This window comes from Streptomyces sp. NPDC104371 (assembly GCF_055583785.1).
On record NZ_JBVJNF010000011.1, the window covers coordinates 22778 to 49324 of the forward strand.

At 67.6% G+C, this 26547-nt stretch carries 28 protein-coding genes and 2 pseudogenes; 20 read left to right on the forward strand and 10 right to left on the reverse strand.

Going from position 1 to position 26547, the window contains the following annotated elements; genetic code table 11:
- Positions 1–162: 162 nt before the first annotated feature.
- The 4 genes and pseudogenes from ACZ60T_RS28055 to ACZ60T_RS28070 all read left to right on the forward strand — a co-directional run bounded on the left by ACZ60T_RS28055 (position 163) and on the right by ACZ60T_RS28070 (position 2508).
- On the forward strand, positions 163–630 hold the full coding sequence (locus ACZ60T_RS28055; protein WP_469668400.1) for a hypothetical protein: 468 nt from the start codon (positions 163–165) through the stop codon (positions 628–630).
- Positions 631–1109: 479 nt separating this feature from the next.
- Positions 1110–1319 (forward strand): annotated as a pseudogene (locus tag ACZ60T_RS28060) (transposase); the annotation flags it as partial.
- Positions 1320–1399: 80 nt separating this feature from the next.
- Positions 1400–2134: an SMI1/KNR4 family protein gene (locus tag ACZ60T_RS28065; protein WP_469668401.1), complete on the forward strand. Its 735-nt coding sequence runs from the start codon at positions 1400–1402 to the stop codon at positions 2132–2134.
- Between the two features lie 92 nt (positions 2135–2226).
- A complete protein-coding gene (locus ACZ60T_RS28070; protein ID WP_469668402.1) occupies positions 2227–2508 on the forward strand; it encodes a hypothetical protein in 282 nt (93 codons plus the stop codon).
- 65 nt (positions 2509–2573) lie between these two features.
- On the opposite strand, the gene ACZ60T_RS28075 is transcribed toward ACZ60T_RS28070, so the two are convergent.
- On the reverse strand, positions 2574–3248 hold the full coding sequence (locus ACZ60T_RS28075; protein ID WP_469668403.1) for a DNA-binding response regulator: 675 nt from the start codon (positions 3246–3248) through the stop codon (positions 2574–2576).
- Positions 3249–3315: 67 nt separating this feature from the next.
- On the opposite strand from ACZ60T_RS28075, the pseudogene ACZ60T_RS28080 reads away from it, so the two are divergent.
- Together ACZ60T_RS28080 and ACZ60T_RS28085 are read left to right on the forward strand one after the other, a co-directional pair.
- Positions 3316–4155: pseudogene (locus tag ACZ60T_RS28080) on the forward strand (oxidoreductase); the annotation flags it as partial.
- Between the two features lie 252 nt (positions 4156–4407).
- Complete coding sequence (locus ACZ60T_RS28085; protein ID WP_469668625.1) at positions 4408–4848, forward strand: transposase; 441 nt, start codon at positions 4408–4410, stop codon at positions 4846–4848.
- A gap of 77 nt (positions 4849–4925) precedes the next feature.
- On the opposite strand, the gene ACZ60T_RS28090 is transcribed toward ACZ60T_RS28085, so the two are convergent.
- Complete coding sequence (locus ACZ60T_RS28090) at positions 4926–5228, reverse strand: YciI family protein (protein WP_469668404.1); 303 nt, start codon at positions 5226–5228, stop codon at positions 4926–4928.
- A gap of 153 nt (positions 5229–5381) precedes the next feature.
- Here ACZ60T_RS28090 and ACZ60T_RS28095 point away from each other — a divergent pair, with 153 nt between their 5' ends.
- The 4 genes from ACZ60T_RS28095 to ACZ60T_RS28110 all read left to right on the forward strand — a co-directional run bounded on the left by ACZ60T_RS28095 (position 5382) and on the right by ACZ60T_RS28110 (position 8672).
- The gene (locus ACZ60T_RS28095; protein WP_469668405.1) at positions 5382–5519 is read left to right on the forward strand and encodes a hypothetical protein; all 138 of its coding nucleotides are present in this window, start codon (positions 5382–5384) and stop codon (positions 5517–5519) included.
- A complete protein-coding gene (locus ACZ60T_RS28100) occupies positions 5516–5764 on the forward strand; it encodes an ester cyclase (protein WP_469668406.1) in 249 nt (82 codons plus the stop codon). The genes ACZ60T_RS28095 and ACZ60T_RS28100 overlap by 4 nt, the downstream gene beginning before the upstream one ends.
- Before the next feature lie 40 nt (positions 5765–5804).
- Entirely contained in the window at positions 5805–7283 is a 1479-nt protein-coding gene (locus ACZ60T_RS28105; RefSeq protein WP_469668626.1) for an IS1182 family transposase, read from the forward strand.
- 204 nt (positions 7284–7487) lie between these two features.
- Positions 7488–8672 carry an IS701 family transposase gene (locus ACZ60T_RS28110; protein ID WP_469668407.1) on the forward strand — a complete coding sequence of 395 codons (1185 nt, stop codon included), beginning with the start codon at positions 7488–7490 and terminating at the stop codon, positions 8670–8672.
- A 320-nt stretch (positions 8673–8992) separates the two neighbouring features.
- On the opposite strand, the gene ACZ60T_RS28115 is transcribed toward ACZ60T_RS28110, so the two are convergent.
- Complete coding sequence (locus ACZ60T_RS28115; protein ID WP_469668408.1) at positions 8993–9757, reverse strand: NAD(P)-binding domain-containing protein; 765 nt, start codon at positions 9755–9757, stop codon at positions 8993–8995.
- A gap of 849 nt (positions 9758–10606) precedes the next feature.
- Between ACZ60T_RS28115 and ACZ60T_RS28120 the strand changes: the two genes are divergently transcribed.
- The 3 genes from ACZ60T_RS28120 to ACZ60T_RS28130 all read left to right on the forward strand — a co-directional run bounded on the left by ACZ60T_RS28120 (position 10607) and on the right by ACZ60T_RS28130 (position 12812).
- Positions 10607–11353, forward strand: a complete 747-nt coding sequence (locus ACZ60T_RS28120; RefSeq protein WP_469668409.1) for an SAM-dependent methyltransferase — start codon at positions 10607–10609, stop codon at positions 11351–11353.
- Positions 11354–11470: 117 nt separating this feature from the next.
- Positions 11471–12055, forward strand: a complete 585-nt coding sequence (locus ACZ60T_RS28125; RefSeq protein ID WP_469668410.1) for a DinB family protein — start codon at positions 11471–11473, stop codon at positions 12053–12055.
- A gap of 433 nt (positions 12056–12488) precedes the next feature.
- A complete protein-coding gene (locus ACZ60T_RS28130; RefSeq protein WP_365625937.1) occupies positions 12489–12812 on the forward strand; it encodes a putative quinol monooxygenase in 324 nt (107 codons plus the stop codon).
- A 229-nt stretch (positions 12813–13041) separates the two neighbouring features.
- Here ACZ60T_RS28130 and ACZ60T_RS28135 read toward each other — a convergent pair whose 3' ends face one another.
- Positions 13042–14082 carry a hypothetical protein gene (locus ACZ60T_RS28135; protein ID WP_469668411.1) on the reverse strand — a complete coding sequence of 347 codons (1041 nt, stop codon included), beginning with the start codon at positions 14080–14082 and terminating at the stop codon, positions 13042–13044.
- Positions 14083–14127: 45 nt separating this feature from the next.
- On the opposite strand from ACZ60T_RS28135, the gene ACZ60T_RS28140 reads away from it, so the two are divergent.
- Together ACZ60T_RS28140 and ACZ60T_RS28145 are read left to right on the forward strand one after the other, a co-directional pair.
- Positions 14128–14271 (forward strand): hypothetical protein, encoded by a 144-nt coding sequence (locus ACZ60T_RS28140; RefSeq protein ID WP_469668412.1) that lies wholly within the window; start codon positions 14128–14130, stop codon positions 14269–14271.
- A gap of 112 nt (positions 14272–14383) precedes the next feature.
- Positions 14384–14740, forward strand: a complete 357-nt coding sequence (locus ACZ60T_RS28145; protein WP_469668413.1) for a hypothetical protein — start codon at positions 14384–14386, stop codon at positions 14738–14740.
- A gap of 694 nt (positions 14741–15434) precedes the next feature.
- Here ACZ60T_RS28145 and ACZ60T_RS28150 read toward each other — a convergent pair.
- Complete coding sequence (locus ACZ60T_RS28150) at positions 15435–16535, reverse strand: hypothetical protein (RefSeq protein WP_469668414.1); 1101 nt, start codon at positions 16533–16535, stop codon at positions 15435–15437.
- A gap of 336 nt (positions 16536–16871) precedes the next feature.
- The gene (locus ACZ60T_RS28155; protein ID WP_469668415.1) at positions 16872–17606 is read right to left on the reverse strand and encodes an SDR family oxidoreductase; all 735 of its coding nucleotides are present in this window, start codon (positions 17604–17606) and stop codon (positions 16872–16874) included.
- 170 nt (positions 17607–17776) lie between these two features.
- Between ACZ60T_RS28155 and ACZ60T_RS28160 the strand changes: the two genes are divergently transcribed.
- Both ACZ60T_RS28160 and ACZ60T_RS28165 read left to right on the forward strand, forming a co-directional pair.
- Positions 17777–18631, forward strand: coding sequence for a helix-turn-helix transcriptional regulator (locus ACZ60T_RS28160; RefSeq protein ID WP_469668417.1), 855 nt, complete (start codon positions 17777–17779; stop codon positions 18629–18631).
- Positions 18632–18677: 46 nt separating this feature from the next.
- Positions 18678–19256: a hypothetical protein gene (locus ACZ60T_RS28165; protein WP_469668418.1), complete on the forward strand. Its 579-nt coding sequence runs from the start codon at positions 18678–18680 to the stop codon at positions 19254–19256.
- A gap of 144 nt (positions 19257–19400) precedes the next feature.
- Here ACZ60T_RS28165 and ACZ60T_RS28170 read toward each other — a convergent pair whose 3' ends face one another.
- A complete protein-coding gene (locus ACZ60T_RS28170; protein WP_469668420.1) occupies positions 19401–20753 on the reverse strand; it encodes an aminotransferase-like domain-containing protein in 1353 nt (450 codons plus the stop codon).
- Between the two features lie 188 nt (positions 20754–20941).
- On the opposite strand from ACZ60T_RS28170, the gene ACZ60T_RS28175 reads away from it, so the two are divergent.
- Positions 20942–22327, forward strand: coding sequence for a pyridoxal phosphate-dependent decarboxylase family protein (locus ACZ60T_RS28175; RefSeq protein ID WP_469668421.1), 1386 nt, complete (start codon positions 20942–20944; stop codon positions 22325–22327).
- Between the two features lie 144 nt (positions 22328–22471).
- Positions 22472–22876, forward strand: coding sequence for an SgcJ/EcaC family oxidoreductase (locus tag ACZ60T_RS28180; RefSeq protein ID WP_469668422.1), 405 nt, complete (start codon positions 22472–22474; stop codon positions 22874–22876).
- A gap of 196 nt (positions 22877–23072) precedes the next feature.
- Here ACZ60T_RS28180 and ACZ60T_RS28185 read toward each other — a convergent pair whose 3' ends face one another.
- Both ACZ60T_RS28185 and ACZ60T_RS28190 read right to left on the reverse strand, forming a co-directional pair.
- The gene (locus ACZ60T_RS28185; RefSeq protein WP_469668423.1) at positions 23073–23543 is read right to left on the reverse strand and encodes a DUF5959 family protein; all 471 of its coding nucleotides are present in this window, start codon (positions 23541–23543) and stop codon (positions 23073–23075) included.
- Positions 23530–24027, reverse strand: a complete 498-nt coding sequence (locus tag ACZ60T_RS28190) for a GNAT family N-acetyltransferase (protein WP_469668425.1) — start codon at positions 24025–24027, stop codon at positions 23530–23532. The genes ACZ60T_RS28185 and ACZ60T_RS28190 overlap by 14 nt, the downstream gene beginning before the upstream one ends.
- Before the next feature lie 324 nt (positions 24028–24351).
- On the opposite strand from ACZ60T_RS28190, the gene ACZ60T_RS28195 reads away from it, so the two are divergent.
- Entirely contained in the window at positions 24352–24513 is a 162-nt protein-coding gene (locus ACZ60T_RS28195) for a hypothetical protein (protein WP_469668426.1), read from the forward strand.
- Between the two features lie 73 nt (positions 24514–24586).
- Here ACZ60T_RS28195 and ACZ60T_RS28200 read toward each other — a convergent pair whose 3' ends face one another.
- Positions 24587–26038 (reverse strand): Gfo/Idh/MocA family protein, encoded by a 1452-nt coding sequence (locus ACZ60T_RS28200; protein WP_469668427.1) that lies wholly within the window; start codon positions 26036–26038, stop codon positions 24587–24589.
- Positions 26039–26547 lie beyond the last annotated feature (509 nt).

Consider the following 26547-nt stretch of genomic DNA (forward strand, 5'->3'; position numbering starts at 1 on the left):
CTTGGGAGGGAAGCGGTCCTGCCGTTGGTCTGAAGAACGGCCCAGAAGCGGCGCATGCGCTGTCGCTACACGGTGGTTTGCACTCCGTGCGCAGCAACCATGGCCTTGCCCGCGAACGATCCTGCGGGCACCGTAGAGTTGGTGTTGAGGTGCGGAGGGCGTGTGGTCCGGGCCATGTGCATGCCGCGCAGCTTCTACGGCTTGGCCTTTGGTGTCCTTCCTGGGGGAGCCACGAAGGACACCCACTACGTGCGAGGCAGCCTTGAGGATGTGCAGCGTGATCTGGCCGCGGAACTTGCCGAGGAGATCAACCTGTACCTGCTCTGCTGGTATGGCGCCCGCCTGACCCTGGACGTCTACCAGCAGGGCAAGCAGACCGACTCGATCGACTTGCATCCGTTCCTCGCGATCTCGATCACGGGCTACCCGGACATCACGTTCACCGGGCCCGAGGAGCCGGTGGGCTACGACTTCGAGGCGGATGAGGAGGCAGAGGACGAGACCACGACCCTGTCCCACCGTATGTTCGCTGGAGACCTTGGGGACGCGGTCAAGGTCACCGTCCATTGGGACCGGATCGAGGTGCCGTCCCTGAGTGGGGAAGTGGTGGTGGAACCGGAGTTGGCTTGATTGACTTCTTCGGTTCACTTCGTCGGGCGGAATCGTCGGCAGCGCGTGCCAGAGGGGTCGGTCGCGGTACGGCGTGCGTAGGTAACTGCTGGTGCGCATCGCCCCGGACGGGGCCGGGCCTGCTGCAGGTGCTCGTCCACAAGTCGTCCGTCCGCGGGTTCTCCTGGCTTCGCGATCTGCGGTCACAAGATCCGACGGAATGCCGCCATGAGGTCAGCGGCGGCCGGATGAATCAGCCCGAGAGCAGCGTCTTCGTCGGCGTGCCGACCTTCTTGAACGCTCACGCACCAGGACGTGCTGCCGGCCGGACAGCGCCCGCACGGCGCGCTCCGCCCACCTGGAGGCGTCCCCGCCGGAGACGTGCTGGGGCGTCAGCCGCCTGACGAGGTGCCACCGGAACGCCGGAAAGAGAGTCAGTACCGCGTAGTGCATCCGAGATCGGCGCCAGTACGGGTCTTACCGCAGGCGATTGCCGTTATGCCCGCATCGTTGACCATCGCGGTGTGTTGGTCACCCCCCGTCTTGACCACGTCGGTGCCTCGCCCGTCGACCGGGCCCGCCCCGGCTCCAAACATCACCTGATCGTCGACCGTCACGGGACCCCGCTCGCCGTCACACTCACCGGCGGCAAGCGACATGATGTCACCCAGCTCCTGCCGCTGCTCGACGCGGTGCCATCCATCCGGGGCCTGCTCGAACTCGCCTGCGCAATCATCTGCCTCCGCCGACTTCTGAGGTCAGCCGAAGCACAGCAGTAGGCTTCTGACGCGTGACCCTTCCTCTTCACGGCACTCCTGCGCCACTCAGCCGAGAGCCCAGTTCTGAGCCGGGGGCCGAAGAAGCCGACGACGACGCGTTGATCAAAGCACTGCAGGCTCGCGCATGGGATCCGGGCCTGCGATTCGACCGTGCGGACGTCCCTGTTGAGTGGATCATCGAGCGTTATGGCAAGCCACGGCTGGAGCAGGTTCGAGACAACACAGTGTCGTACGGCAGTGACGGGACGATTCAGCTCAAGGCCGGGATCGACGAGGTGACTGCCTACTACGCTGACGCTCCTCGCGGGCCGTTGTTCCCCCCGATCTCCCCGTCAGAGTTCGAGAAGGCAGAGGGCGGAATCGGACGCCGTCTTCCCGAACTGCTTCGGCGTGTCTACACCGAGGTCGCTGACGGAGGATTTGGACCCGATGGCGGACTTGCCTCCCTGACCGACAGCAATCGGGCTCCAAGACACTTGCGCGACTGGCCATGCGCAGTCAGCATCCACGAACGCAACCTGTCAGAAGGCATGCCGCCGTCATGGCTCTTCCTCACCTACGGCGGCTGCACCATGGAGTGGCATGTCTCCTTGGCCGCGGTCGACAACCCGGTGCTTCTCTACGACACCGACGGCTACACCTTTGGCGCCAGCCCTCACGACGGCCTGCGCCATGCAACCGCCTCACTACGAAAATGGCTTTGGACCTGGGCTGACGGTGGCGACATCTGGGAGGACGTCCTATGACTTCCCTCCTCCGCATGGTGACGTCGCGCCCCTGGGCCATCTCATTCTGAAACGATCAGTAAAAGGACCAGGCCAGGCCAGGACCTGTTGGCATGATGCGCTTACATCTCACCGCGGCCGACCTGCGCAAGATCACGCTCGCCGCGACGCCCACCGAGCAACTGACCGCCGATATCGCCCAACTGCCCGCTCCCACGCGCATCAACCGCCGGATGCGGGACCTGGCCCAGGGCACCCCCGCGGCGCGGCGCGGGCCGGCCCCGACTACCGGGCGAACGCCGGGACATGGGAAGGCAGCCGGTGGCCGACCGTCAACTGGATCGACGGCGTACCCCCTGCTAAGTGGTCGGCTCCAGAAGTGCTTCGGGGGTTGACGCGACGGTTTGGTTGCGTGTCCTGAGGTGCTCAAGGGGTGCAGACCGCTGAAGGGTTGCCTTCACTACGGCCTTGAGCCGGGTAGTCCCAGCTCGCCCGCACGCAGCCCGGCCTGGAAGCGGGAGTCGGCCTCGAGATTGGCCATCAGCGCGGCCACGCGCCGCCGGTAGGTGCGTAGCGAGACGCCGAGCCGTTTGGCCGCCGATTCGTCGGTGAGTCCCGAGCCGAGGGCTTCGAGGGTCATCCGGCCGTCGGCATCGAGGTGGGGGACGTTGCTTCGCAGATAGGTGTCGGGATCGAGGGCGGTGTCCCAGATCGCCCGGATCAGTGAGTGGACGCCGTCGACCAGGGTCTGCGACGTCGTCACGGTGTACTCGCGGCCGGTGGGGGTCTCCCGGCCGGCGAGGATCATCACTCGCCGGTCGATGAGGATGGTCTCGTGCGGCAGCGGAGAGCCGCTGATCCGAACGAGAGCGCCCTTGCGCTGGACCAGCCGCAGGTGCGCGCGGGCCTCCTCGTCGGCGAGCGCGACCGGGCTGAGCAGCTTGCGGGAGGTGAAGTCCGAGGAATCCGTAGCGCGCATCCTGTTCCGGATCGCGGCCCTGGCCTCCGGTTGCGACCAGGTCTTGAGGTCCCGGGCGGCGCACAGGAACTCGGTCTGCGCGGACTCGAAGAGATGACCAGCACGTGCGATCAACTCCGCGTCCCCTCGGACTGAAAACACCTCTTCGCTCCGCATCCCGCCAGTCTGGCAGCAAGCTGCCACGAGCTCGCTGGGCGTCGTGACGGCGGACACCATGAGCCCCATGACGATCAAGACTTTCTCCCTCGGTGGAGACCTGACCATCAATCGGCTCGGCTTCGGCGCTATGCGCCTGGCGATGGGCACCTTCGACGGCCCGGTGCGAGCCCCTGAGACCGGTATCGAGGTGCTCCGGCGTGCCGTGGAGCGGGGTGTGAACCACATCGACACGGCCGGCTTCTACGGCAGGGGAGCGGTGCGGGCCAACGAGCTGATCCGTACAGCGCTGACCCCCTACCGTGATGGTCTGGTGATCGCGACGAAGGTCGGGCCGCTGCCTGGTCCGAACGGTGTGCCGAGCGAGCAGGCGACGCCTGATCAGTTGCGCGGCCTGGTCGAGGCGGATCTGCGCTCCCTCGGGCTGGACCGGCTCGACCTGGTCTATCTGCGGGTGGGCGGGATGAGCGGGCTGGGTGGCGAGTCGATCGCCGAACGGTTCGCGGTGCTGGCCGAGCTCCGGGCGCAGGGGCTGATTCGGCATCTGGGCGTCAGTAACGTCGACGCTGCCCAGTTCGCCGAGGCCCGGGCGATCGCGCCCGTCGTGGCGGTGCAGAACCGGCACACCGTTGACATGGGGCTGCTGTCGGAATGCGAGGAAGCGGGCATCGCGTACGTGCCGTACTTCCCGCTCGGCGGTGGCGTCAGCCCGCTCGACGACGAACGGCTCGGCAAGGTCGCAGTGCGCCTGGGCGCGACCACTGCACAGGTCCAGATCGCCTCGCTGCTGGCGACCTCGCCGTCGGTGCTGGCGATTCCGGGCACCGGTTCACTCGATCACCTGAAGGAGAACCTCGCGGCGAACGCTCTCAGTCTCAGCGACGAGGACTTGTCTGACCTGCGAGGCTATCGAGTCGGATCCCGAAGTCAGCTTGCCTGGCATGCCCGTTGCCGCCGCCCGCCCGATATCCCCGACCGCCACCGAGCGGCACCGACTGAAGAAGGCAGCCTTGGGCCACAAGACCGAGCACCGGCTTCGGGTGCGCGCGCAGATCGTGCTGCACGCGGCCCGCGGACTGCCGAACGCGCGGATCGCCGAGCGGGTCGGCGTGCACGTGGCCGATGCCACCCCACCCTCGCCCCCGGCCAGGCCCGCGCGATGCGCGTGAACCACACCTACGGCCGCGGAGGTGCGCTGGCCTACCTGGCCGCCTACGACGTCCACTGTGTGAAGGTGTTCGGCCGCACCGAGCCCAGGACCGGCATCGACCCATTCATGAACCTGGCCGCCCAGGTTATGAGCACCGAGCCGTACGCCAGCGCCAAGCGAGTGTTCTGGATCGTGGACAACGGCTCCTCCCACCGCGGGCAGAAGGCCGCCGACCGGCTGACCGCCGCTTCCTCAAACGCCGTCATGGTCCACACCCCGGTACACGCCTCCTGGTTGAACCAGGCGGAGATCTACTTCTCCGTCGTGCAGCGCAAGGTCGTCTCGCCCAACGACTTCACCGACCTGGCCCAGGTCGGGGACCGGCTCCGGAAGTCCTTCGGGGCTGACTCCGGAGCCGGGATCATGCGTGTCGGTGCGTCAGGACGCTGAGCGGAAGCTGCAGGAGCGGGCTAGGAGCATGGGTCAGTAAGCGCAGCGATTCTTCGGCCCTCGGGTGGTGCCGTGGGTCAGTGGGCTGGCTTGAGCATGCTTGCGAGGTCGGGGTGTACTCGTCCGGGGATGATGGTCGTGATGGTGTACTTCGCGACGCTGTTGGTGACGAACGGGTCCTGCGCCGTGACCTGTTCGATCGTGGAGCGGTCGACGCTGTGGGCGACGATGGCGCCGCCGTTCGAGGTGGGATCGGTCTGGCCGGAGACCAGGAACGTTCCGTCGCGGTGGTGCCTCTTCAGGTAGGCGACGTGGTCCTTGATGAAGGGTTCCGCGGCCTGCTCCGAACCCGTGTAGTGGAGCAACAGCAGGTGCAGCACGGCATCCTCCTCGGCTTCGTGGGTGGATGACGCATCATGTCACCCGGTGATCGGCTCGGCTTTGGCCGAGGGGGACGACGCCTTGGCCGCTGGTGGCCTGGGTGAGCCGAGCGCGTGGTTCACTGCTGAGGTCGCCAACGACTGGGGAGTGATATGACGCACGACGCAAGGGCCGTTGCTCAGCGCATGTACGAGGCGTTCAACGCTCGTGACCTCGCCGCAGCAGAGACGGTCTTCTCCGCCGACTTCGTGAGTCATCCGCTGGCACTGTCGGCGTCGACAGCGTCGTGAAGGCATGGAGCGGGCTTCACGCCACGTTCCCGGACATCCAGGTCGTCGTCGAGGACATGGTCGTGGATGCGGACAAGGTGGCGGTTCGCACGACCCTGCATGGTGTTTTGGGTGGCGCAGGCGTCGATGACCAGCCTCTGCCCTCGATGATGGAGATCTTCCGGGTACACGACGGTCGCGTCGCCGAACTGTGGGGCATATCCACGCTCAACCGCCCGGCGGGCAGCAGCGTGACCCCGGGTTGATCACGTGCGAGATGATCTCGGTGTGCGTAGTGGCGATGGGCTGTTCGAGGTCGAGCCGGGCGAAAGGAAGCAGCCGCAGGCTCGTCCGGCGGGAGGGGACAAGCGGTTCCGGGCGTTCGATCCGCATCAGGTCCTGCTGCCGCCGTCGCTGGACGACTGGCTGCCGGAGGGCCACCTGGCCCGGTTCGTCGCCGACCTGGTCGACGAGGTACTCGACCTGTCGCCGGTCCTGACCGACTACACCGAAAAGCGCGGCTACCCGCCCTACGATCCACGGCTGATGGTGCGACTGCTGATCTACGGCTACACCACCGGCGTGCGCTCTTCACGGGCGATCGAGCGCAGGTGCGTCGACGACGTCGGGTTCCGGTTCCTGGCCGCCGACCAGGCCCCGGACTTCCGCTCGATCGCCCGGTTCCGCCGCCGCCACCTGGACGCCCTGGCCGGGCTGTTCACCCAGTCGCTGCACCTCGCCATGAAGCTCGGCATGGTCAAGATGGGCCGCGTCGCGCTGGACGGCACCAAGCTCGAAGCGAACGCCTCCAAGCACAAAGCGATGAGCTACGGCCGCCTGGTCGACAAGGAAGAGCGGATCGAGGTCGAGATCGCCGCCCTGGAGGCCAAGGCCGCATCCCTGCTGGAGGAGGCGGAGGCCACCGACACCGGCGAGGACCAGTCCTTCGGCCCCGATGGCAAGCAGGTGGACCTGCCCGCCGAGCTGGACCGGCGTGAGAAGCGCCTGGCCAAACTACAGGCCGCCCGCGCGCAGATCGAGGCCGAGGCCGCCCAGAAGGCCCGCGCTCACGCTGAGGACAAGGAGCGCCGCCGCCAAGAGCGCGCCGAGACCAGCGATGAGCAGGCCGTGGCCGACGCCGGTGAGAAGGCCGCCGGCAAGGCCCGGCCCAAGCCCAAGGCGCAGGCCAACTTCACCGACCCCGCCTCGCGGATCATGAAGAACAGCGACGGCGCCTACATCCAGGCTTACAACGCCCAGGCCGTCGTCGACGAGGAACATCAGGTCATCACCGCCGCCGATGTGACGACCAACGCCTCGGACGCGCTGAACTACACCTCGATGCTCGGCCAGTCCGCGCACAACACCGGCACCCACCCCAAGCAGGCCCTTGTCGATGCCGGCTACTGCTCCGAGGCCAACCTCGAGGCCGCCAGGGACCGCCAACTCACCTGTGGCACCGACACCTTCATGGCCACCGGCCGACTCGGCCACGACGAGCAGGTGCCGCCCGCACCCCGCGGACGCATCCCCAAGGACGCCACCTTGAAGGAGCGCATGGCCCGCAAGCTGCGGACCAAACCCGGCCGGGCCGCCTACAGCCGCCGCAAGGCCATCGTTGAACCCGTCTTCGGTCAGATCATGACCTGCCAGGGCGGCCGCCAGCTGCTCCTGCGCGGCGAGGACGGGGCCCGCGGCGAGTGGCGACTGCTGGCCGCCTGTCACAACCTCCGCAAGATCTTCCGACACGCCGGAACCAACGGCCTCGCCGCCGCGATCGGCTGACCCCGCCGGGCACACCGGCCCCCTTCAGGCCGATTCCCAGGCCGACAGGACCAGAGCCGTCCCGCCCCGGCAGGCACACACCGAGCGACCACGACCGATCCCACCACCACGATCACCCAGTCGATTGCCCTTTACTGGGACACGCTCCTAGTACTGCAACGGTGTTTGTCGTGACGGGTGGACACGTCGATCGTTGATCGTGTCATGGGTGGGGATTTTGCTGAGATCAGGTCGTGGGTCGGCGAGCTGGGTGCGGTGCAGGGACGGTTTCTGCACCGCTTCAGCAGGTCGGAGCCGCGTGAGTCGGCTCTTGCCTATATGCGAGGGCTCATAGCCCCGTTGCAGCGGAAGAACGGCTGGACACTGGCCGAGGAGGCCGGCCACGCAAGCCCGGACCGCATCCACCGGCTGCTGAACCGGATCGAGTGGGACGCCGACGAAGTCCTGGACGATGTGCGCGAGTACGTGGTCGAGCAGCTCGGCGACCCTGGTGCCGTCCTGATCGTGGACGACACCGGTTTCCTGAAGAAGGGCACCAGTTCGGCCGGGGTGCAACGGCAGTACTCCGGCACTGCGGGACGCACTGAAAATTGCCAGATCGGAGTCTTCCTGGCCTATGCGGCCCCGCTCGGACGCACGCTTATCGACCGTCGTCTGTATCTGCCCGCCTCCTGGACGGACGACCGTGCGCGGTGCCGCCGCGCCGGCGTCCACGACGAGGTCGGATTCGCAACCAAGGTGGCCATGGCCAAGGCGATGGTCCGCCGGGCGATCACCGACAAGATCCCGTTCCGCTGGGTGACCGCGGATGCCGGCTACGGCTACAGCAAGGGCTGGCGCTCCGAGCTGGAACAAGCCGACGTCTTCCACGTCATGGCCACCACCCGCCACGACACGGTCGTCACCCGCTGGGCCATCGACCACCCCGTGAGCGAACTCTTCCCCGGCCTGCCCCGGCAGAAATGGAAACGCCGCTCATGCGGCCAAGGCGCCCACGGGCCCCGCGTCTACGACTGGGCACGCGTGGAAGTCCGCCCCTGGCACCGACCCGACCGCCGACACTGGGTGATCGCCCGCCGCAGCGTCGCCCGCCCCCAAGAGCTCTCCTACTACATCGCCTACTGCCCCGCCGACACCACACTGGACGAGCTCATCCAAGTCGCCGGCAGCCGCTGGGCGATCGAGGAATGCTTCCAGACCGCGAAGCAGGAGTGCGGCCTGAACGACTACCAGGTCCGCCGCTACCCCGGCTGGCACCGCCACATCACCCTCGCCATGGCCGCCCACGCCTGCCTGACCGTCCTGCGTGCCCGCCAGCTCGACGCGGGGAAAGCAGAAACGGATCCTCCCAGCTCATCCACCTCAGCCTTGCCGAGATCAGACGCCTGATCCACCGCCTCACCGACCGAAGTCCCACCCCCATCGACCACATCCTCCACTGGTCGACCTGGCGCCGAAGAAGACAACACCAAGCCCGCACCAGCCACTACAAACAACGCGGCCACACACCACCAGAAGCCAACCACCCGTCACGAAAGACACCGTTGCAGTACTAGGGCGTCCTCGGACGAGCTGGCGAAGGCGCAGGTGGGCAGGAAGGTGTCCGCATACTGTGCGGTGTCACGGATAGAAGTCCGGGGCCGTCTGCGGAGGTCACGTGCAGCGGCCGCAGCGCATCGCTGGCTGCCCGTCTCCGTCCACCTACTCGACTACCTGAGGTCGGAGAGAAGTGCGTCAAGTGCCTTCTCCAGAGCGTCGGAGTTGGCTGTGTCGAACCACGTGGTGCGGATGCGTTCGTTGGCTCCTCTCGGTGTCTCGTGGTCGGCCGCGAGCTGGTGCAAGGAGCGGGTCTCGTCGCCCAAGGCACGCCCGACGGCCTGGAAGAGGCCGCGGATGTACCGGTCCGCCTCCTCGGCGGGAATACCCTGCCGGGCAGCCCAGGCGGTGAGCGTGGCCAGGTACCAGTAGTGAGTGGTCAGCGTGGCAGTCAAAGTCTGGAAGACGTTGAGGGTCGCTTCGTCCGCGACGGGGAGCGTCCCACCGAGGTCGCCGAAGAGGTCGTCCACGGCCGGGTGGGAGGGGCAGGTCACGGTGACGGACAGGCGCTCGCGCGCGGAGGGCAGCGGAATGGCGCGCACCACGGGGGCGTCGGTGCCGAGCGTGTGGCGCAGTTCGCTGATGGCGACGCCGGTCAGGACGCTGACCACGACCTTGTCGCCGCCGACCCGGAGCCCGGCGAGGGCCTCGGCACGGTCCTGGGGCCGGACGGCGAGGATCACCAACTCGCAGTGGTTCACCACGCCTTGGTTGTCGGTGCACACCCGTACGTTCGGATACTGCTGGGACAGTCCGGCGGCTGTGCGGGCTCCTCGTGGTGAGAGGTAGATCTCCGGCGGCTCCTCGACGCCGTCACACAGGCCGTCCACGATTGCGCGGCCGATTTCGCCGACGCCGATGATCCCGATGCGCTTCATCGTGTCTCCTGTCGTCTCGCCAGCGATGGCCCCGGCCCTCATCCGTGACACCGCTGCTCTGCACCTGTGGGTGGAGGGCGGTGGTGTGGGCATGGCGGTCATCCTGCCTGACCGGTGCCCGCTGCGGCGCGGCGGGCCCGCCGGGGAACGGGGCGGGGCAGGCTGGGTCTGTTCTTGATCCACTTGATGATCGGTCTGCCACGCCCGTTGCCCCCGGCCTGTCCGACAGCCCCCAGCGCCGTTGAACGTGAGCGGTTGAAGAAGATGGCCTACGGCCACAGGACCGAACACCGGCTACGGGTGCGCGCCCAGGTGGTCCTGCGCGCGGGGCATCGCCCCATTCATGAACTGGTCACCCAGGTCATGAGCCGCGCCCTACGCCAGCGCCAATCGCGTGTTCTGGATCGCCGACAACGGTTCCTCCCGCCATGGTCAGAGAGCAGCCGCCCGGCTGACAACCGCGTTCCCGAACACGGTCAATGCTCTTCAGGAGCTTCTCGGTCAGCTCTTCAACACCACCGCGATGACCATCAGTTGTGCGGTGAAGGATGTCCGTCCTCTCCTGGAAGCCCGCGGTCTGTCCCCGCCTCCACAGCCCGCTTCCGGACGCCGGACGACATCGTCGTGCTGCGTGACGTTGCGGTGATCCCAGGGCCACCTCCACGCGCCCCGCTCGAAGTGCCGGTGAAATCGGTGGAGATGCCAATCTCGAAGGTCTACATTTGCCGGTTCAAGGTTCATACGTTCAGAACGAGGTGTGTTTGATGACGGTCCGAGCAGCGGCGGCCGACTCCGGTCGACTGTCCTTCGTAAACGCCGTGACCTCATCAAACCTAAGGAACACCTCTCGTGGATCTTCCACGCATCTTCACCATTCGCGAAAGTAGCCACCGCATCCACAACCCGTTCACTCCTGGCAAGCTCGCCGCTCTGGGCCAGGCGTTGCACCTGGCGCCCGGGACCCGCGTGCTCGACCTCGCCAGTGGATCGGGCGAGATGTTGTGCACCTGGGCCCGTGATCACCGCGTCACCGGCACCGGGGTGGACATCAGCACGGTGTTCACCGAGAAGGCCCGCGCCCGCGCCGCCGAGCTCGGTGTCACCGATCAGGTCACCTTCGTGCACGGCGACGCCTGCGGCTATGTCTCGAACGAGCCGGTCGATCTCGCGGCGTGCGTCGGTGCCACCTGGATCGGAAGCGGGGTGGCCGGCACCATCGAGCTGCTGGGCAGAAGTCTCTGCCCCGGCGGCCTGATGCTGATCGGCGAGCCGTACTGGCGTCAGGAAGTGCCGGACCAGGAAACCGCCAGAGCCTGCCTCGCCGGCAGCAAGGACGACTTCCTGGCGCTGCCGGAGCTGATCGAGCAGTTCGGCGACCTCGGGTACGACGTCGTAGAAATGGTGCTGGCCGATCAGGACAGTTGGGACCGGTATCAGGCGGCACAGTGGCTCAACCTCCGCCGCTGGCTCGATGGGAATCCCGATGACGAGCTGGCCGCTGAGGTACGGGCCGAGCTCACCACCGATCCCGCCCGCTACACGCGATACCAGCGTGAGTACCTCGGCTGGGGGGTCTTCGCACTGATGGGCGGCTGACGGTCCGATCAGCGCGGGTCAGGGTGGTGGCCATCGCCAGGCCTTGGCCCTGCCGGTCGTCGCGGTCCAGGTACGAGAGCTTGAGACCACGAGCAGCGCATGGCAGGCTCAAGCCGCATGATCGATGATTTCGCGAAGGACAACCTGCACGGGAGACTGCGGCGGGATCGCGAGGCGCTGCTCTGGAAACTTGACGGCTTGTCCGAATACGACGCCCGTCGGCCTTTGACTGCGACCGGGACCAACCTCCTCGGCCTGGTCAAGCACGTGGCCAGCGTCGAGGCCAGGTACTTCGGCGAGGTCTTCGGCCGCCCTTCCCCGGAACCGTTGCCCCGGTGGCAGGACTCCGACGGCAGTGATCTGTGGGCGACCGAGGACGAGACCCGCGATCAGATCATCGGGTTCTACCGGCGCACGTGGGAACACTCGGACGCGACGATCAACGAGCTTCCCCTCGACGCTTCAGGCCATGTGCCGTGGTGGCCGGAGCCTTATGCCGACACGAACCTGTTCGCTGTCATGATCCATGTCCTTGGCGAGTCCGTCCGGCACGCCGGGCACGCCGATATCCTGCGCGAGGGCCTCGACGGCCGGACCGGGTTGCGCGCCGAACATGAGAAGCAGATCGACGAGGAAGCCCGTGCGGCCTACTGCGCGAAGATCGAGCAGGCCGCCAGGTCGGCCGCACCGATCAAGGCTTAGAAGTCGCGCAGATCGCGGGCAGGTGAGGCTGGTCGGCAAAGAGACAGACATAGGTCTCGCGGTCGTGGCGCGGCGATGCTCTGTGATCATCGGGGGCCCTATGTCTGCGCTGCCATCATGGCCAGTTGCGTGTGAGAGTTTGCGGACGACGGGTTCGTAAGGTGATTCAGATGCACGGCAGTTGGGAGGTCCAGGAGTTCCTCGGCCACTCCGATTCATGTGATCAGGCGGCAGAATTCCTCAGTGGCTCTACGAGGACAGCCCTGGTGCTCCGGCCATTCTCGAAGAACGGTCTGCTTCGGGAACGGTCGACATGGCCGGGACCTCCCACGGGTGAGTATCCCGGCCGCCAACCCCACGCGTGCCGGTCCAGCCGCCCCTGAGGTATGCCCCATCTCGCGGCAAATCAGCCGGGGTGACCTATCATCGACGGATGATCTTCATCGTCGTCAAGTTCCCCGTAAAGCCCGAGCACGCCGAAGAGTGGCCGAAGCACGTCGAAGCCTTCACCCAGGCCACCCGCGCCGAACCCGGCAACCTGTGGTTCGAGTGGTCCCGCAGCCTCGAGGACCCCCACACCTACGTCCTCGTCGAGGCCTTCCGGGACGGCACCGGCGAGGCGCACGTCAATTCCGACCACTTCCGCGCCGGCCTCGAAGCGATGCGCCCCCTGCTGCGCCACACCCCCGACATCGTGAGCACCACCATCGAGGGAGCGGACGGCTGGAGCGCGATGGGCGAGCTCTCCATCGACTGACGAACCAGAGGGTCCAGAGAAGCCAGCAGGGCCTCCTGGACAGCTTGTTGGTGGAGACGCCCGAGCTGCCAGGAGGCCCTGTTCTCATGCGCGGTAGCCGCCGCAGTCAGGCGGCGATCAGGTTGACGGGATCGTGCCTTCAGACAGCCCACGCCGCCCTCGTCTCGCCCAGGCCAAGTATCGTCAGTCAACACCCCTCAAGGCCCGAACCTCCGCACAGGCACAACGGCTACTCCATCGCGTCGGAGAAGCTCACCCGCACCGCTACCACAGCGCCCGACGCATCCAGGTCGGCCGACACGGGGAAGTAGCCGTCGCCCCAACTCGTCATCGCGCACAGCAGTCGGGCGTTGCCGATATCCACCGTTCCGGCCTCGACTTCAGAGGCACGAACCTGCCGCATGACCTGCCAGTGATGGGAATGCGGCCGGAAGTCCACCATCATGCGGCGCCCGGTCGCCTCCTTCCAGCTCTGCACGGCCAGAGCCTTCTCCATCGCCTCCACCACAGTCAGCCCAGTCCACCCGCGGACACCTTCCTCGCCGGGTTCGCCCAACTCCGGTGCCCCGAACGTCGCGGCGGCTTCGTCCGCGGCAGCTCCCCAGAACGCGACATCGGCCAAGCCGTCCACGGGCTCGTCATGCTGCCAGACGTTGAGGGCGTCGGCATCGCCGAAGAGCACACGAGCCCAGTCGACACCGATGTCGCCCAGCGGCACGGATGACTCCACCGGTGCCTCGCTCATCCGAACCGATATCTCGGACCAGCGCGGCCCCACGCCGTCGCCGAAGTCGGCCCGCGAAGCCAGCACCGGCAGATGCCGGTCGCAGGGCACCCCGCCCACCACGACGACTGGCACCCCGAACAGCAGGAAACCGCCGCCGCCTTCGGAGGCGGTGCGGCGCACGCGCTGGGCATGTGGTTCGCGGTTCGGCAACGCCTCCAACCGAGCGTTCAAGCCCGCGGTTTGACAGTGCTCTTCGAACATCGTCACAAGCTCCGCTGTCCGGGAGGCAGGGACGTCGTGGAGCATGACGCCCGGCTGCCGGTCGAAGCTACGGGCCGCTGCCGAAGCATCCTTGCCGACCACGGCAAAGTCGACTGAGCCGACCACTTCGGCAGCCATCGCCGCGTCCTCGACACCAAGCAGAGCAGGGTTGATCTCCGCTGGCGACCGCTCTCCGCTCCACAACCCCAGATGACCGGCGTCAACAACGACCAGCGTCCCCGACGGACAGCTGATCTCTCCGAGCCTGAAGATCTCTTCCACGGCGCGCGAGTCTACGACCGCCCTCTGACCATCAGCGGGCTCACTGTGAAGATCCCGGATGTCCAGGCGCCGCTCCGCGTCACCGATGACCTCGCCGGCTACGTGATGGGCGGCCTGTGGATGGTGGCCGATGAGCCTGTCGAGCTCTTTCCCACCGGGGTAGCGATGCCACGGACTGGTGCCGCGTGACGGACCTCACCACCGTAATAGTTCACCCTTCAACTAACTAGGGCTACTGTTTCCAGTGTCCGAGGGCGGGCGAAGCTGCCCTCTCGCATCATGCGAGCAAGGAGAAGGAATCGTGACAAGCAGGATTGTGCGCCGGGCGACACTCGCGATCGCTTCCACTGTCGTCGTGGCAGCCGGGCTACTGGCCACCGGTGGTTCCGCCGCGGCGGCGACGTACCCGAGCAGCAGCCACTCGGGCGCCGCATCCGCTGTCCGGACCGCTGGTGACCACCACAGCGACCGACACAGTCACCACGGGAACCGGCACCACCACAGTGGCGACCGGCACAGCACGCTCGACGGCCGAGGCAGCCGCCTGGCGCCTATCGACGAAGGCCGTCGTCTGTGGGTCGTCGACCAGCTCCGCTGGGCCGATGACCACGGAGACACCCTCCGGGGCCTGGAGCACCACAGTTCTTCACGCCTCTGAGAACCGCAGTCGGCCGCCACACGCCGGTGGGCATGTGGCCCACGCCACACCTGCGCATGAGGGCAGGTGTCACAGGACAGCGGGGGCGGCGCTCGAGGCTGCGTAAAGGGACAGCCGCAGCCAGGACACCGAACGCCGCCCCCGCGTCGTCCCTCCCAGGCTGGGTTAGGCTGCCCGGACCCCGCCACCCCGGGTCCGGGGACATGAAGGGCGTCCCTACCATGCCGCCCAGCCGCTGCGGGTCAGTAGCTCCTGTGCCAGATCGGTGAACGGGTACAGGAACCACCGGTTTTGGATGGGGCCGGTGGCAAGCAGGGTACGTCGAAGAAGCCGCGCCCTGCTGTGGGGGCGCCGTCGACAGTCGCCATGAGCGGCGGCGACTGACGACGGCGCCCTCAAGTTGCGGCTTGGGCGCTGGCCCGTGCTGATGGGCGGTCCCACAGCGCCTTGCGAGCGTGGACGACTTCGACACCGCCGACAGCCTCCTGTCGGTATGCGAGCCCTCGGCCCAGCATGCCTGGTGAGGCGAGTGAACTGACCCTCACCGTCAGCCAGGAACGGCCACCCTGTCACCGACTTGCAGCCCTACCTGGCCGCGTACGGAGATCTGGTGGCACTGCGGGTCGGCGACCTGGAGCCCTCTCCCCGGTGATGTGTGCCTCGGCAAGACCGAGCATCCCTGAAGGTGCGGGGGTCATCGGTGTGGGCGTGGGTGGACGGTGGTGTCGGGAAGTTCCGGGTGGGTGCAGTCGCGGCGCTCGGTCTGGTCCGCCGTGAACTTGTTGAGGAGGAACCGCACGTCGCTCATCGGCAGCGCCGGTCGGGAGGAGTTCCGGGTGGAGCTGTTGGCGAGGAAGTTGGCGGACTCCCGGGCACATCGGGCTTTGGCGCGGGCGAAGTTGTCGCCGAGCAGCGCGTCGTGGGGGCTGTGTCCCTTCGGGATCTGCATGTTGGCGGCGAGCAGTGTCTCGAAGGGCTTGTCGGTCCAGTCTCCGTACCAGCCCGTGAGGTTCACGGCGTACTCGCCGGTGCCGGAGTCGATCAGCGAGCAACTGGTGATCGTGGCCCGCTCGTTGGTGGGCGCGGCGACCTGCCATGCCTTGCCGGACGGGCTCCTGGGCAGTGTGCCGTGGGCCAGCCAGCCGCACATGGTGTTCTTCGCCTGGCTCAGGGACAGCTTCCGGGTGGGTTCGACGTGGTCCGGCAGTGGCAGCGGGTCGGCCCCGCAGCCGATCTCGGTGTTGGCGGCATTGGCGATCCGCACGGCGGTGCGCAGGGTCTGGGGTGAGGGGTCGTTCTCCACTGCGGTGGTGTTCACGGTGGTGACGAGGCGCGGCTTGCGGCCCTCGGAGTCACGGCCGAGTTTCGGGCACTCCTGGATGATCACGGGGCCGAACTTGCCGTAGAAGCCGGGGACGGACCTGGGATAGGCGAAGTCGGGGTCGGTCGGGATGGTGAACTCCATGTCCAGCGGGCCCAGCCGCTTGCCCGTGTCGGTCTGTGCCTCGATATCGAGGACGAAGTGCCGACCGTCGTTCTTGTCCACCCCGCATCTCAGCGGGCTGTGCCCGGTGCCGAAGGTGTCCTCGGCGGGCCGCAGTCGTTCGTTCGGCAGCAGTTCGGCGAGGTCGCCGCCCGACAGGTTGCCCCCGCACAGCGTCCTGGCATACCACCAGGGCTGCCACATCGGCTTGGCCAGCCAGCCTCCACCCATGACGACGGCAAGCGTCACCGCCACGATCACGAGCCCCCGCACGCTGGGCAGCCACCACCGACGCCGTACCCCCACTGCCACGACCTGCCTCTCCCTCCCCGGGACCTGCCTTCGACGGGCGCAGCCTACGTGGCACACCCACTGGTCGCACGGCCGCATGTCACCGGGACCAACATCCGCTCCCGGGCGACCCGCCTCGACGCGAGAGCGCGCCCGCTGCGATGGGCATCGGCGCCCGCGCGGCGTCCACGGAAGCCGCGCGGGCCGACCGACGCCCAACCGGCCCGGTAGTAGCGGCCGTTCGATGCCGCCACTGCAGAGCAGGTGCTCGGTGCCGATGTCCGTCCGTCGTCCGGCGTCGCATCTCCGGTCGACTTCCGCGATGAGTGGCGGTGAAGTCTGGGCTCTGCCGCGGGTCTACTGGGCGCTTGCGGCGGGGCGGACGACGATTTCGTTGACGTCGACCTGCGACGGCTGGGAGATGGCGTAGGCGATGGCCTCCGCGATGGCGGAGGCGGGCAGTGCCACGGCGCGGTAGGTCTTCATGGCCTCCCTGGCAGCGAAGTCCGAGATGCTGTCGGCGAGTTCGGACTCGGTCACGCCCGGGGAGACGAGGGTGATCCGGATGTTCCCGGTGGACTCCTGGCGCAGTCCTTCGGAGATCGCGCGGACGGCGAACTTGGTGGCGCAGTAGACCGCGGCGGTGGGGGAGACCTCGTACGCGCCGACGGAGGCGATGTTCACGAAGTGCCCGCCGCCCTGTTCTCGCATCGCGGGCAGGGCGGCGGCGATACCGTGCAGGACTCCCCGTACGTTCACGTCGATCATCCGGTCCCACTCGTCGGTCCTCAGCGCCTCCAGCGGCGAGAGCGGCATCACCCCGGCGTTGTTGACGACCACGTCCACCCGGCCGTAGCGCTCGCGGGCGGCGGACACGAAGGCCCGGACATCGGCGGCGTCCGTGACGTCCAACCGCTGGAACGCCGCGGTGCCGCCCGCGGTGGTGATCTCCTTGGTCAGCGCCTCGAGACGATCGGTGCGCCGCGCTCCCAGCAGCAGGTGGTGGCCGTCTGCGGCGAGTCGGCGGGCGGTCGCCTCGCCGATCCCGCTGCTCGCTCCGGTGACCGCCACGACCTTGACTGTGTCTGTCATGCCTGTTGTTCCTCTCGGTAGAGGACGAGGTGCTCGTGGTGGAGCACTCCGTTGCGGATCCGCGTTGCCCGACCGAGTCTGGACAGGCGGGAGAGCGCCGACCAGGACGTGTGTTGCCTGGGTGCACCACATCCAGGCAGCACACCGCCCCTGCGCCCTAGCCTGAGAACATGACCGACAACAACCACCTGGGAGAGTTCCTGCGCGCACGCAGGGCGGGACTGCGGCCGCAGGACGTCGGCATGGCGAGCTACGGCGTGCGAAGGGTCACCGGGCTGCGCCGGGAAGAGGTGGCCGTCCTGGCCGGGGTGAACGCGGACTACTACACCCGCCTGGAACAGGGCCGCGAGCGCCACCCTTCGGCCCAGGTCCTCGACGCACTCGGCCGCGCTCTGCGACTGGACCCCGACGCCCACGCACACCTGCACCAACTGGCCGGGACAGTGCCGAGCAACCAGTTCACCCACACCACGGACCAGGTCAGTCCCGCCCTCCGCCAGTTGATGGACGGCTACCCGGGCGCCCCGGCGTACGTCATCAATCGGACCCTGGACATCCTGGCGGGCAACGCTCTGGCTGTGGCCCTGCACTCACCCTTCGCGAAGGCGGACAATCTGGCCCGCATGGTCTTCCTCGACCCAGCGGGCCGACAGTTCTACACCAGGTGGAGTCACACAGCGCAGGCCACCGTGAGCCACCTGCGTCAAGCGGCCGGTCTCGACCCGGACAACCCACGGCTCCGGGAACTGGTCCGCGCCCTCACCGAACACAGCGCGGACTTCACCCACTTGTGGACCACACACGCCGTGCGTGGCAAGACCCAGGACGCCAAGCACTTCCTTCACCCGGACGTCGGACCCCTGACGCTCACCTACCAAGCCTTCGACGTACGCGACGCTCCGGGCCAGCAACTGGTCATCTACCAACCCGAACCCGGCACCCCCAGTGCCCAGGCCCTCGCCCTGCTCGGCTCCCTCCACGCCACCTCGAACCAGGTCACCACCCGGCAGCCCGTTGGTGATTGACATGATGAGCGGCGGCAGGTTCTCAGATGTCTCCAGGGGAGCGACGATGGCGTTCAAGACCGAAGCCGATGGCGAAGTCGCCGATCGGGACGAGTGGTTCTATGTGCCGACTGTCGGCGCCGGACCGCTCCGGTTCGGCATGACCGTCGACGAAGTGGTCGAGGCGGCTGGGGTGTTCGGCCGGACGAAGGTCGGCGATGGTGTACGGGACCACGCGATCTTCTCGCCGACTCGAAAGGTCGAGGTCCACCGCCGCGGGGCGGCGGCTCCTTCTCCGCCTGCCGTCGCGGCCTATGTGAGCCAGGCCGTGGGGCTGTTCTGCATCGCTGCCGACGCCGTGCATGGTCCCCAAGTCACGTACGACGGACTCCGGTTGGTCGGGAGAGACCTGGCGGAGCTGGAGAACGACGCCATCGCGTACGCCGAGGCGACGAACGCGCTCCTTCGCTACACGCCCGAGGGCTACGCGGCACCGGGTGATCCCGGGGTCATCATCCGCGGGCAACTGGTCGGACAGGTCCTCCGATCGCGCCCGTTGTTCATGGTGACGCGCGACGGCGCGTATACCGAATGGGACTCGATGCCCTCCGAGGAGTACCTCGCCAACGGCCGGTCCACGGCCTGACGTCGTGTGACTCATGACGAGGGGGAGGGGACAATCCGCTGGGCATAGCGGGTAGTTGGAGGAAGTAGCAGCCCAGCATGTTGACGTGGTGGCGGGTGAAACGATCGCGTCGGACTCGCGCGCTTCGCGCACGTCGTCTCGGCCTCAGCAGGCCGCGTCGAGGATCGTGGCCACCTGATCGAGTACGTGGGGTGGTGGGGTGTACGGGACGCGCAGGTGATGGGTGAGAGTGGCATCGGCCGCGAAGCGCGGGCCGGAGGCGAGTTCGACCCCGCTCCTGCCGACTCTTTCGGCGACCGTGTCGGCAGGAGTGGCGGTGAGGCGCAACCACAGGGCGAGTCCACCGGGTGGAACCGTGAAGTCCCAACGGCTGTCGTGGCTGAGCAACGTGCTGAGGTGGTCACGCTGTTGTCTGAGTTCGCCGCGGCGCCGATGGAGCACCGATTCCAGATCGCCCAGGAGTTCGGCGGCGATGAGCTGTTGCATGGGAGGCGCGGACAGGGGGTCGGCAAGGTGGCTGCTCTGGAGTCGGCTGATGAGCGGGGTCGCCGCTCGGATCCAGCCGATGCGCAGGCCTGCCCAGATCGCCTTGCTGGTCGAGCCGATCAGCACCGCGCCGCGGATCCGGGGAACAGGCTCTGGCCGCTCGCGTAGATCGAGGTTGCGCATGGTCTCGTCCGCGATGACGGTCACCCGGTGCCTGCTGGACAGGTCGGCGACGGCTCGACGGACCCGCTGCGGCATAAGCGCACCGGTAGGGGAGTGGAAGTCGGGTACCAGGTAAGCGAGTTGTCCTCGTGCAGCAGTGAAGGCGGCCTCGAGTTGGTCGAGGTCCCAGCCCTCGGTGGTCACTCTCAAGCCGACCAGTTTCGTTCCCGAACCACGCAGCACTCGCAGCGCATCGAAGTAGGTGGGGGTCTCGACGGCGGCCACGCGCGGTTCGAAGTACGCGGTGAGCAGAGCCAGCGCGGCACGTGCACCGCTGGTGACGAGGATCTGCTCGGGCCGAGTGGCCAGCCCCTCACGGCTGTACCGTGCGGCGATCGACACACGCAACTCGGGCAGGCCCGGCCCTGATTCGCCATGCTCGGCCAGCAGCGGGGCCGCTCGTGCCAGGGCTCGTCCGGTCGCTGCCAGGTAAGCCTCCTGCGGTGCGGCGGGCACGGCCCGGCGCAGGTCGGTGACCGCGCCGGTCTCCCCGGTCGCCGAGACGGGGGCGATCCGCTCCGTCGCAGCCAGGGGCAGCCGCACCGTGCTGGCGCTGCCGTGCCGGGTGGACACCCATCCGCTGTCGCGCAGTCGTTCCAGCGTGGCTGTCACCGTGCCACGGCTCACCCCGAGGGCAGCGGCGAGACGACGCTCGGCAGGCAACTCGCTGCCGGTGCGTACGCGTCCGTCGAGCACGGCGTCGCGCACCGCCCGGTCCAGCGCCGCACTCAGTGGCACATCGGGCCGTCGCCAGGGCCCCAATGCCCGTACGAGCTGCTCGGCTCCCATCCGCACTGGTCCAGTTTCCCATGACTGGACCATGCCCTCGAGCCTGCGTCTGCCTACCGTCGGGGTCAGCCGAGACGACGGACGCCGGGCGCCGGACTCTGAGACGCCGGATGCCGGACGACGGATGCCGGACGCTGAGACCACGCACATCGAGACCACGCACGCCGAGACGACTGGAGACATCATTCATGCACCCACAACTCACCGCAGACCGCGAAGAGTTGCCGAAGCTGCTCGAAGACGTACAGCGCCATGCTGCCGCCCTCCTCGCAGGCCTGGACGAGCAGGACGTCGTCCCCTCTGTGCCGGTTCCACCGCCGACACCACTGCCCGCGCGGGGCGTGGGCCTCAAGGCAACGCTGGACGAGTTCGCCGACCGCTGGGAACCGGCGCTGTCGGCCAGTGGCGGGCCGCGCTACCTCGGGTTCGTCACGGGAGGCGCGACCCCGGCGGCGCTTGCCGGTGACTGGCTGACCGCGGCCTGGGACCAGAACGCCTTCTCCTCACTGGACGGAGCGGGACAACACCTGGAGCGCGAGACGATCGCCTGGCTGCGCGGCCTCTTCGGGCTGTCCGACCGGCATCACGGAACGTTCGTCAGCGGTGCCACCATGTCCAACACCGTCGGTCTTGCCACCGCCCGGGAATGGCTCGGCGAGCGCAGGGGTGTGTCACCGGCAGAGGACGGCGTGGGCGCCCTCGGCACGGTACGGGTCCTGTCCGGGGCCGCCCACTCGAGCGTGTCCAAGGCGCTGTCGATTCTCGGTGTGGGGCGCAAGGCTCTGGTCCCGGTGGATACGCTCCCCGGCCGCGAGGCGGTCGATACGGCCGCGCTCGAGCGTGCGCTGCGGCAACACGAGGCCGACGGCCCGTGTGTGGTCGTCGCCAATGCGGGCACGGTCAACACCGCTGACTTCGATGACCTGCGCGCCATCTGCGCGTTGCGCGAGCGTTACGACTTCTGGCTGCACGTGGACGCCGCCTTCGGTGCCTTCGCGGCCCTGTGCTCGGGCTACTCGCATCTGGTCGACGGCCTCGACCTGGCCGACTCGGTCTGTGTCGACCTGCACAAGTGGCTGAATGTGCCGTACGACAGCGCGGTCCAGTTCACCCGCCGACGTGATCTACAGGCGGCCGTCTTCCAGAACTCGGCCGCCTACCTCGGCCCGCTCGGCGACACCCCCGACACGGTCCACCTCACTCCCGAGAACTCCCACCGCCTACGGGCTCTTGCCGCCTGGTTCACCCTGCGTGCGTACGGGCGCGACGGCCAGCGGGAGATCGTGGAGCGCTGTATCGCTTGTGCGCGCACCCTGGGTGACGCCATCGACAGCACGCCGGAGCTTCAACTCCTCGCACCCGTCCGCCTGAACGTCGTCTGCTTCACCCTTGCCGAAGACCCCACTGCCGAACGCCTTGCCGCGCTGACCGCCCGGCTCACCGAGGAGGTCTTCCTCACCCCGACGGTTCTGGACGGCGTACCCGCGCTACGGGCTGCGTTCAGCAACTGGCGCACCAGTGAGACCGACACCCGCCGGGTCATCACGGCCCTGCGAGGGGCGTTGCAGCGGTGAGGGATGCCGGTGCGTCGTACGCGGGCGGTGGCGCCGTTGGGTGTGCATCCTCGCCGGACACTCTCGCCGGATTCGCGCCGACGATTGCTTGGGCCGATCAACTGCCTTGACCTCGACCATGGTTGAGGTAGCAGCATGGTCCGCATGAACACGGATTCCACGGCGTACGCGGCAGACATCGAAGCCGTCAAGCAGGTCGTTGCCACGGTCGAGCACTCCCAGCAGCACAAGGACCCTGACGAATTCCTCGCCCTCTTCCACCCGGACGCGATCTGGACGACGGCCCACGGCAAGGTCCTCATCGGCCTCGACGCGATCTCGGAGTTCACCCGGAAGGTGCTCCCCGCAGCCGACTGGGACGGCAAGGTCAGCTACGAGGTGGTCCACGTACTCTTCATCCGTCCCGATGTCGCGGCGGTCAAGGTTCGTCAGCGCTACCTGTCCCCGGACGACGAGAGCGAGGGCGCTCCGCTGTATGTGATGACCAAGCAGGACGACGGCCGCTGGCTGCTCACCGCATGCCAGAACACGGGGGTCGTCGCCGACTGAGTGATTCGGCAGATCGGCTGCGTGAACGAAGCGAGGGCGTCCAACCGCAGTGCGCGAGGGCTGAGTTGGGCGCCCTCGCAACTGAGCTGTACCTCCGGCTGCTGCGACCGGCCCGCGAAGGCGAGCTGGAGCGGGCCGCGTGTCCCGTTGATGATCGGTGGGCGCGAGGGGGGCGGCGTGCGGCTGCTGTGGGACATCACCGGGTGGGCGCGTTCATGGTGGAGGTGGACGGTGTTCGGCATGCCGGACTGGCAGTAGGACTGGCTGGCATCAGCCCAGATGGTGCGTACTTCGCGCACGACCTCCGCCGGGAAGAACCGCTGGGCCGGCGGGAGACGACGATCGCCTCGGGCTCGGTCAAGCTGGTCGTCTCCCACATGCTGCCTGCCATGTCTGCGATGGCGACCGTGATCCGATCATGGTCCTCCTCTCGCCAGTCCAGGCGGATGCCGATCTCGGCGACTCGCGCAGCTTCGCGCCACACGGCGTCGCGTCCCGCAGCGACCTCGTCCAGTACATGAGCCCAACCGGCCACGTCTCTTGGATCCACGTACGTGCCGTGGACGCCGGACACGAAGTCGTTGTGGACCAGGAGTTTCCACCCCTGGGTGTTCGATCTCCTGCTTCCGGGCTCTGCCTTCCATCTCGACCAGTCAGCCGGTTTCACACCCGTGGTGATCCATCTTCGTGATCCCGAAACGGGCCGTGTGTTCCTCAGTGGCCCATCGCTGGAAACCCGCCTTCTCCAGAACGCGCACGGAGGCCGGGTCCGGCAGATCCACGTCGGCGAACACGGTATGGACGCCGGGTGCGGTGAACGCGAAGTCGGCGAGAGCCCGGGTGGCCTCGGAGGCATAGCCCCGGCCGCGGCGTGAAGCCACGACGCTGCATCCGATCTCGAGGGTTCCCTCGCTCGGCGGCCAGTCCAGGCCGATCGAACCCACCACCAGGTCGCTGTCACGTTCGACGATCAGTCGGTGGCCGTATTCCCCGAACAAGTCGGGGTACTGGTCGAAGAGGGACGCGATGACGCGGTCGTCTTCGCCAGGGAAGTCATCCGCCCAGTCGACCGCCCTGGAGCAGTCGACAACTGCGGCGACCTCGATCAAGGACCAGGGTCGGAGAACGAGGCGGTCGGTAATCAACTGCATGTGTGCTGAAGAAGAAGATGATGAAGACGAAGTCACTTGTCATTCCTGGTTGTTGAAACGTCCGACCCGCGCTCTGCTGACCTGCGGGCCGGTCAAGGCACGCGATCCGGGGCGCCGCCATGCTCTCACCCGGCACCCAGACACTCCCGAACACCGCGTCAAGTCAAGGTGGGAGGAGACCAGCCCGGGAAGTGCCGACGGATACGCGTTGATCGCGTCGGCCACGCTGGTTGTGGTCCCGGCGTTCCACCTACGCCGCAGAGCAGCGGTATCGGCGGCTGGGGCGGAATGGCCGCGCTGAGAGGACCGGCGTGGGGGAGCGTGGTGGCAGTGGGGACAGGCGATCCGATGATCCCGTACAGCTCCTGGTGCGATGGCTACCGGCTGGACCTGGAGTACGGGATGGCCCCAGAAGCGCCCAGGATCACGCTGCTGGTCGACGACGAGCCGGTCGCCACCTTCGACGATTGGTCGGAAGTCTGGTGAGACCCTGGTGTGCGCGGGCCTGGTACGCCACCTCGTACCAGGCCCGCAGCCCGGTCTCACCCCGCTGAGCCCGTCACTCCTCCGGCTTCGGCGAGTCCATGCCCGAGCGCGCCTTCTCCCACAGGCCCCGGGTGAAATCGGGGATCGGCTGGGGCGCGCCGTTCGCCTTGATCGACGCATGGCTGAGCGGTACCGGCGAGGTCCAGGTCGCCGCGTCGTACACATCGAAGTCGGGCACCAGGCCGAGCCGCATGCACTGCATCAGGCGGAACACCATGATGTAGTCCATACCGCCGTGCCCGCCGGGCGGGTCGGAGTGCTCCTTCCAGAGCCAGTGATCCCAGTCGGAGTACTTCGAGAAGTCACCCCAGTTGTCGTCGGTGTGGTCCGGCTCGATGTAGATGCGTTCGGGGTAGTCCTCGAAGACACCCTTCGTACCACCGAGGCTGTTGATCCGCGAGTAGGGGTGCGGTGTGGAGACATCGTGCTCCAGCCGGATCACGCGCCCCTTCGCCGTCTGGACGAGGCTGATCGTGCGGTCGCTCTCGATGTACGTCTCCTTCCAACTCGGGTCGCCCTGCTCCATCTTGGCCTCGCGGTACTCGGCGAGCCCCAACGAGGGCGTCCCGAAGCTGGAGATGTGCGTGACACGGTCACCACGGTTGATGTCCATGTAGTTGGCGACCGGGCCGAACCCGTGGTTCGGGTAGAGGTCGCCGCGCAGCCGGGTGTGCCACAGCCGCCGCCATGGACCCTCGTAATAGTGCGGATCGAACATCAGGCCGCGCAGATCGTGGATGTACGCCCCGGCGCCGTGCAGCAGCCGCCCGAACTTCCCGGCGTGCGCCATGCGCAGCACTCGCATCTCGTTGCGGCCGTAGCAGCAGTTCTCCAACTGCATACAGTGCCGTCTCGTGCGTTCGGAGAGGTCGACCAGTTCCCACAGCTGATCGAGCCGGAGGGCGATCGGACACTCCACCCCGACGTGCTTGCCGTTCAGCATCGCCGTCTTCGCCATCTCGAAGTGCCAGTCCCACGGCGCCGCCACGTACACGAAGTCGATGTCGCCGCGCTTGCACAGGTTCTCGAAGTCGTCTTCGCCCTTCGTGTACGTCGCGGGCGCAGGACGGCCCGCGTCCGACACCTTCTTCGCGGCGCTCGCGGTCTTGTCCTTGACCGGATCGCACAGGGCGACGATCTGGACGCCGGGCATCGCCAGGAACAGGTCGATCATGCCGCTGCCGCGGTTGCCGAGCCCGATCATGCCGACCCGTACGGTTCCGCGTCGTTCGAACGGCACCCCGATCATCGTCTCGCCCTTACGGGTGGGTGCCGCGTCGGTGGCCTGGTCGGCGGTGGGAGAGGCCGCGGTCCCGGCGCCGTCGGCGGCGGCGTGTGCCGTACCACCGGCCAAGGAGCCGAGGCCGAGGCCCGCTCCCGCGATGCCGACACCACGCAGCATCGCGCGCCGGGAGTAGCCGTCGGCAGAGTCGTCAGGAACCGGTGTCGGGTTCTCGTCGTGCATCGGACCTCCGTTGCTGGATGGGTTCGCTGCAAACGGTTGCCACCCTGCGGGAGGTACGACGGATACTCAAGAGGTAAGCGAGTCGACTTTCGGCGGCTTCCTGGTCGAGCACTGCTTCGGCACATTCGTTGATGAACGCGCAGAACGTCTCGGTGATGTGAGCGCGGGCGGCAGCGACGCCAGGGGCGAGCGAACACTCCTGGCGCTCGGTCCAGCGCGCCTTCGCGTGCGATCAACCCGCTGCGGTTTAGCCCTCGTTCAGCCATGGGGCCACTGTGCCTTGCGCTGCTGCGCGCCGCCGAGCGGGGTCCGGCGGCGTTTGGTGGTCACCGGCCCTTCTGTGTCGGTGATCGCTCGTGATCACGGACGCATAATGACTGCGGTCGACGACCTCCGAGGTGGCAGCATGCCATGTCATGACAGACGACAGCCCCAGCAGGTTTCAGGCAGGCCATACGGGACTCGTCGTCAGGATCCCGGAGGCGGAGTCGGCCGTCCACGCATGGCGT

Coding starts and splice junctions, on each gene's coding strand:
- ACZ60T_RS28070 (WP_469668402.1), top strand. CDS start 2,227: ATGATGCGCTTACATCTCACCGCGGCCGACCTGCGCAAGATCACGCTC.
- ACZ60T_RS28075 (WP_469668403.1), bottom strand. CDS start 3,248: ATGCGGAGCGAAGAGGTGTTTTCAGTCCGAGGGGACGCGGAGTTGATC.
- ACZ60T_RS28085 (WP_469668625.1), top strand. CDS start 4,408: ATGCGCGTGAACCACACCTACGGCCGCGGAGGTGCGCTGGCCTACCTG.
- ACZ60T_RS28095 (WP_469668405.1), top strand. CDS start 5,382: ATGACGCACGACGCAAGGGCCGTTGCTCAGCGCATGTACGAGGCGTTC.
- ACZ60T_RS28110 (WP_469668407.1), top strand. CDS start 7,488: ATGGGTGGGGATTTTGCTGAGATCAGGTCGTGGGTCGGCGAGCTGGGT.
- ACZ60T_RS28115 (WP_469668408.1), bottom strand. CDS start 9,757: ATGAAGCGCATCGGGATCATCGGCGTCGGCGAAATCGGCCGCGCAATC.
- ACZ60T_RS28125 (WP_469668410.1), top strand. CDS start 11,471: ATGATCGATGATTTCGCGAAGGACAACCTGCACGGGAGACTGCGGCGG.
- ACZ60T_RS28130 (WP_365625937.1), top strand. CDS start 12,489: ATGATCTTCATCGTCGTCAAGTTCCCCGTAAAGCCCGAGCACGCCGAA.
- ACZ60T_RS28155 (WP_469668415.1), bottom strand. CDS start 17,606: ATGACAGACACAGTCAAGGTCGTGGCGGTCACCGGAGCGAGCAGCGGG.
- ACZ60T_RS28160 (WP_469668417.1), top strand. CDS start 17,777: ATGACCGACAACAACCACCTGGGAGAGTTCCTGCGCGCACGCAGGGCG.
- ACZ60T_RS28165 (WP_469668418.1), top strand. CDS start 18,678: ATGGCGTTCAAGACCGAAGCCGATGGCGAAGTCGCCGATCGGGACGAG.
- ACZ60T_RS28170 (WP_469668420.1), bottom strand. CDS start 20,753: ATGGGAGCCGAGCAGCTCGTACGGGCATTGGGGCCCTGGCGACGGCCC.
- ACZ60T_RS28175 (WP_469668421.1), top strand. CDS start 20,942: ATGCACCCACAACTCACCGCAGACCGCGAAGAGTTGCCGAAGCTGCTC.
- ACZ60T_RS28180 (WP_469668422.1), top strand. CDS start 22,472: ATGAACACGGATTCCACGGCGTACGCGGCAGACATCGAAGCCGTCAAG.
- ACZ60T_RS28190 (WP_469668425.1), bottom strand. CDS start 24,027: ATGCAGTTGATTACCGACCGCCTCGTTCTCCGACCCTGGTCCTTGATC.
- ACZ60T_RS28200 (WP_469668427.1), bottom strand. CDS start 26,038: ATGCACGACGAGAACCCGACACCGGTTCCTGACGACTCTGCCGACGGC.